The organism is Streptomyces sp. NPDC059564 (assembly GCF_042735575.1).
GTDB lineage: Bacteria > Actinomycetota > Actinomycetes > Streptomycetales > Streptomycetaceae > Streptomyces.
In genome coordinates, this window is sequence record NZ_JBHWBP010000500.1 from 1 (window position 1) to 4,281 (window position 4,281).

The following is a 4,281-nucleotide window of genomic DNA, read 5'->3' on the forward strand; positions in this document are numbered from 1 at the left end:
GGTGGGCGGGGTATCGCGGATGCCGAGGAGGGTGAGGGCGGCGGCGCCGGTGAGGGCGGCCGTGTCGCCGGAGAGCGGGTCGGCGGTGGGCTCGGCGGCGTACAGGACGGCGGCGAGGGCCCGTTGGCGGTGGTCCGGGGGGCCGGTCTGGAGGAGGTAGACCCGGGGCAGCAGGCGCTGCCAGGGGCCGCCCGGGCGGGTGCGGGAGGTGATGGTGGCGTCGGGGATCCCGGCGATGGTGGTGAGCTGGTGACGGGTGGCGAGGCCGAGCTGCCTGCGGGCCACGGATACGGGTGCCTTGGGTGTGATCATGGCCCCGGTATGCCCGGGCGGGCGGGGGTCTACCTGTCGCGGTCCGGGTGATCGGGGGACAGGAAGACGACCACGCCCGTCTCGGTGCCGGGGAGGGCGGGCACCTCGTGCCAGCCCAGCCGCCGGTACGTGGCCACCGTGTCCGTGGCCAGCCGCGAGGTCAGCAGCCAGGCCCGGCGCTCCGGGGCGTCGGCGGTGATCTCGGTGAGCAGGGTGCGGCCGGTGCCGCGGCCGCGCGCGTAGCCGCGTACGGCGAGTTCGTCTATCTCCAGGGCGCCGACCAGGAGTTCCCGTACCCGCGCCGGGCCGAGCTGGGCGGCGACCTGGGGGTAGGCGCGGTTCTTCGGGAAGGGTGACGGGGTCAGCCAGCCGGTGGCGAAACCGTCGATGCCGGTCGCGGACTGGGCGAAGGCCGTACGGAATCCCGGGCGCCGGACGTCCGTCTGGAGGCGGGCCGAGAACTGGCGAATGGTTTCTTCGCCTTCGTTCCACGGTGGCGCGGAGAAGACGTCCGCGTAGACGTCGACCAGCTCGTCCGTGAGGTCGAGGACGGCCCGTCCGTAAGAGATCACGCTGTCGGCTCCCGGGGGTGGGGGTGGTGAGTTGAGGGGGTTTCCTCCTGGAAGACCGAATCTACGCCCAGGAGGTTCCCCGCCCCGGGGGTGCGCAGAAACGGCGAGTGTGCGACAAATCGGCCCGGTGTGGTCCGTGTCGCGGGCGGGGGTGGGGCGTTGAGCAGCCCGTGGACAGACTGCTACGGGTGGCCGGGCTCTGCGCGCTCGCCTTCCTCCTCGTGCTCGGGGTCGTGGCGCTGCTGCCGCGCGGGGTGCGGGATGCCGTGCCGGATGCCGTGGTCGGCGGGGCGGTGCTGCTGCTCGGGGCGGTGGGGGTCCGGCGGGGGTCGAGGGGCCCGCGTTAGCCTCGTAGGCGACTTATCGCATCATCGTGCCGGGCCGACGGGTGTCGGCGTGAGCGGCAGACAAGACGAACGAGGGAGTTCGACATGGCGCGGGTACCGAGTTCCGCGGTGGCGGCAGCCGGCCTGGTCGGCGGTTACGCCGTCGCGCGCTGGACCAAGAAGCGGCCTCTGGGCGGTGTCGTGCTCGGCGCCGCCGGGCTCGTGGCCGGCCGGGAGTGGCACCGGCGGGGCGGCACTCCGGCGGCGGCCGGGCTGGGGGCGCTGTACCTGGCGGGCTTCGCGGGGGCGCACCCGCTGGCCAAGAAGGTCGGCGCGTGGCCGGCGGTCATCGGCGCGGCCGGGGTCGTCGCGGCGACGGCCTGGGCGGTGGCCGACCGCGGCTGACCCTTGGCGGGGGCTTACGGGGGCTTACGGGGTCTTACGGGCCCCAGCGCGCCGGGGCCCGGCCGGCGGGTGGGGGCTCTGGAGCCGGCCCCACGCGCTGTCCGGACCGGGCGGCGCGGGCAGCGGAACCGCACCGGCCGAACCCGGCTGCGCCGAAGCCCTGGGGCTCCGCCCCGGACCCCGCGCCTCAAACTCCCCCGGACTCCGTCCGGGGGGACCCCCGGGCGAGGCTGGATGGTGCTGGGGCGAGTGGCCCGGTGCGACACCGCTCCCCACCGGCAAGGCCGGATCTTCCCGGTGCGGCGGGCAGGTGCGGCACGGCTGCCGGGCCGCGGTACTGCCCGTGGCGCCCGCCCCACCCCCGGGGCCCGGCGGGCCGGGGCCGGGGTCACGCCCCGAAGGCCTGGGAGACCGTGTAGATCAAGAGGCCCGCCAAGGCGCCGACCACCGTGCCGTTGATGCGGATGAACTGGAGGTCGCGGCCGATGTGGGCCTCGATCTTGCGCGAGGTGTGCTCGGCGTCCCAGCCCGCCACCGTGTCGGTGATCAGCGAGGTGATCTCGGTGCGGTACGTGGTGACGACGTAGACGACCGCGCCCTCGATCCAGCCCTCCAGCTTGTCCTGGAGGCGGCCGTCGGTGGCCAGGCGGGCGCCCAGGGACATCAGCGAGGACCGCACCCGCAGCCGCAGCTCGCTCTGCTCGTCCTCCGCCGCCGAGATCATCATCGACCGGACGGCGGTCCACGCCGAGGCGATCACGTCCTGCACCTCGCCCCGCGCCAGGATCTCGGACTTCAGCCGCTCCACCCGCGCCCGCGTCTCGGTGTCGGACTGCAGGTCGGCCGCGAAGTCGGTCAGGAAGCGGTCCACCGCCCCGCGTGCCGGGTGCCCCGGCATGTCCCGCATCTCGGTGACGAAACGCAGCAGCTCCTTGTACACGCGGTCGCCGATCTTGCGGTCGACGAAGCGCGGGGTCCAGCCCGGTGCGCCGCCCTGGACGGCGTCCATGACGGACTCCCCGTGGGTGACCAGCCAGTCGTGGGCCTTGGCGCAGACGAGGTCGACGGCCCGGTGGTGGCCGCCGTCGGCGACGACCCTCTCCAGGGTCTTGCCGATGCCCGGCGCGATCTCCGCCGCCTCGGCCCGCCGCGTGATCGCCTCGCCCACGACGGCCTGGACGTCGGAGTCGCGCAGGACGGTCAGGGCCCCGCGCAGCGCGGTGGCCAGCTCGGCCGTGACCCGGTCGGCGTGCGCCGGTTCCGCCAGCCAGGCGCCGAGGCGCCCGCCGATGCCGAGTGCGTGCAGCCGGGCGCGCACCACCTCGGGCGAGAGGAAGTTCTCGCCGACGAACTCCCCGAGGGAGACGCCGAGCTGGTCCTTCTTGGTCGGGATGATCGCGGTGTGCGGGATGGGCAGGCCCAGGGGCCGCCGGAAGAGGGCGGTGACGGCGAACCAGTCCGCGAGCGCACCGACCATGCCGGCCTCGGCGGCGGCCGCGACGTACCCGGCCCAGCCGCCCGCGCCCCACGCGTGCTGGGCGTACTTGGCCAGTACGTAGACCACCGCGACCAGCATCAGCAGGCCCGTCGCGGTGGTCTTCATCCGGCGGACGCCGCGCCGCCGCTCCTCGTCGGCCGGGCTGAACACGAAGGCGCCGCGGGCGGGCGGGGGCGCGGCGCGTGCTCTCGTACGCCCGTCCGGGCCACCAGGGCCACCAGGGCCGCCGGAGCTGCCGCCCGGGCCACCCGGGCCACCGGGGCCGCCGGAGCCGCCCGCACGGTCCGCGCCGCCGCCGTCACCGTTCTTCACGCTGATGTCCACGTGCTCCTGCCTTCCCCCGGTGGCCGGTTTTGTCTGCATAGCATCCGACTCCCGGGAGGCCCGGGGAGTTCCCGGCGCGCCGTACGGCGGCTGAGGCCGCTCAGAGCTCCTTGCGGTAGCCGCCGCCGTCCAGCGGCTTCGAGCCCTTCGGCGCCTTGGTGCGGACCTCCACCCCGCCCCAGAAAGCCAGGCCGTTCACGATCACCCGCGGGGCGCCCGGCTGCGGCGCGGTCTGGGCGCCGCTCTGGTCGAAGGCGCCCATGATGCCGATGCCCCGGACGTCGACCTCGACCCCCGGCGGGACGGTGATCTGGATGCCGCCCATGATCGCGACGCAGGTGATGACGACCGCGCGCTCGGCGAAGTCCGCCTCGCGCAGGTCGAGCTCGCCGCCGCCCCAGAAGGCCACCGCGTTGAAGTGGGCCGGCACGGTCCAGCGGCCCTTGCGCTGGAAGCCCGACATGACCGCGACCGCCGTGGAGGAGGTCCCGGAGCCGCCGATCCGGCCCGGCCAGGGGGCTCCGCCCGGCGTCGGCCCGGTGGCGGGTACGGCGCCCAGCGGGAGCGCGCCGGGTACGGGAGGCAGGTCGCGGGTCAGCGGTTCGAGCTCCGCGTACGTACGGGACTTGTACGCCGCCTCCAGCCGCTCCTCGAACTCGTCCATGTCGAGCCGGCCCTCGGCGACGGCGTCCCGCAGGCGCTCCACGACCCGCTCCCGGTCGGCGTCCGACGCCCTCAGCGCGGGCGCCGCCGCCGGTCCGGGCGCCGCGCCCTCCTGCGGCGCCTTCCCGACCGGCGCCTTCTCGACCGGCGCCTTCTCGACCGGCGCCTTCTCGACCGGCGC

At 75.4% G+C, this 4,281-nt stretch carries 5 protein-coding genes and 1 pseudogene; 2 read left to right on the plus strand and 4 right to left on the minus strand.

Going from position 1 to position 4,281, the window contains the following annotated elements:
- Both ACFV0Q_RS38950 and ACFV0Q_RS38955 read right to left on the minus strand, forming a co-directional pair.
- Positions 1-312: pseudogene (locus tag ACFV0Q_RS38950) on the minus strand (hypothetical protein); the annotation flags it as partial.
- A 29-nt stretch (positions 313-341) separates the two neighbouring features.
- Entirely contained in the window at positions 342-884 is a 543-nt protein-coding gene (locus tag ACFV0Q_RS38955; RefSeq protein ID WP_385012488.1) for an acetyl-CoA sensor PanZ family protein, read from the minus strand.
- Positions 885-1,054: 170 nt separating this feature from the next.
- Between ACFV0Q_RS38955 and ACFV0Q_RS38960 the strand changes: the two genes are divergently transcribed.
- Positions 1,055-1,231 carry a hypothetical protein gene (locus ACFV0Q_RS38960; protein ID WP_385012489.1) on the plus strand — a complete coding sequence of 59 codons (177 nt, stop codon included), beginning with the start codon at positions 1,055-1,057 and terminating at the stop codon, positions 1,229-1,231.
- Between the two features lie 84 nt (positions 1,232-1,315).
- Positions 1,316-1,615, plus strand: coding sequence for a hypothetical protein (locus ACFV0Q_RS38965; protein ID WP_385012491.1), 300 nt, complete (start codon positions 1,316-1,318; stop codon positions 1,613-1,615).
- A 388-nt stretch (positions 1,616-2,003) separates the two neighbouring features.
- Here ACFV0Q_RS38965 and ACFV0Q_RS38970 read toward each other — a convergent pair whose 3' ends face one another.
- The gene (locus ACFV0Q_RS38970; protein WP_385012493.1) at positions 2,004-3,476 is read right to left on the minus strand and encodes a DUF445 domain-containing protein; all 1,473 of its coding nucleotides are present in this window, start codon (positions 3,474-3,476) and stop codon (positions 2,004-2,006) included.
- 61 nt (positions 3,477-3,537) lie between these two features.
- Positions 3,538-4,143, minus strand: coding sequence for a DUF1707 domain-containing protein (locus tag ACFV0Q_RS38975; protein ID WP_385012495.1), 606 nt, complete (start codon positions 4,141-4,143; stop codon positions 3,538-3,540).
- Positions 4,144-4,281 lie beyond the last annotated feature (138 nt).

Coding starts and splice junctions, on each gene's coding strand:
- ACFV0Q_RS38965 (WP_385012491.1), top strand. CDS start 1,316: ATGGCGCGGGTACCGAGTTCCGCGGTGGCGGCAGCCGGCCTGGTCGGC.
- ACFV0Q_RS38970 (WP_385012493.1), bottom strand. CDS start 3,476: ATGCAGACAAAACCGGCCACCGGGGGAAGGCAGGAGCACGTGGACATC.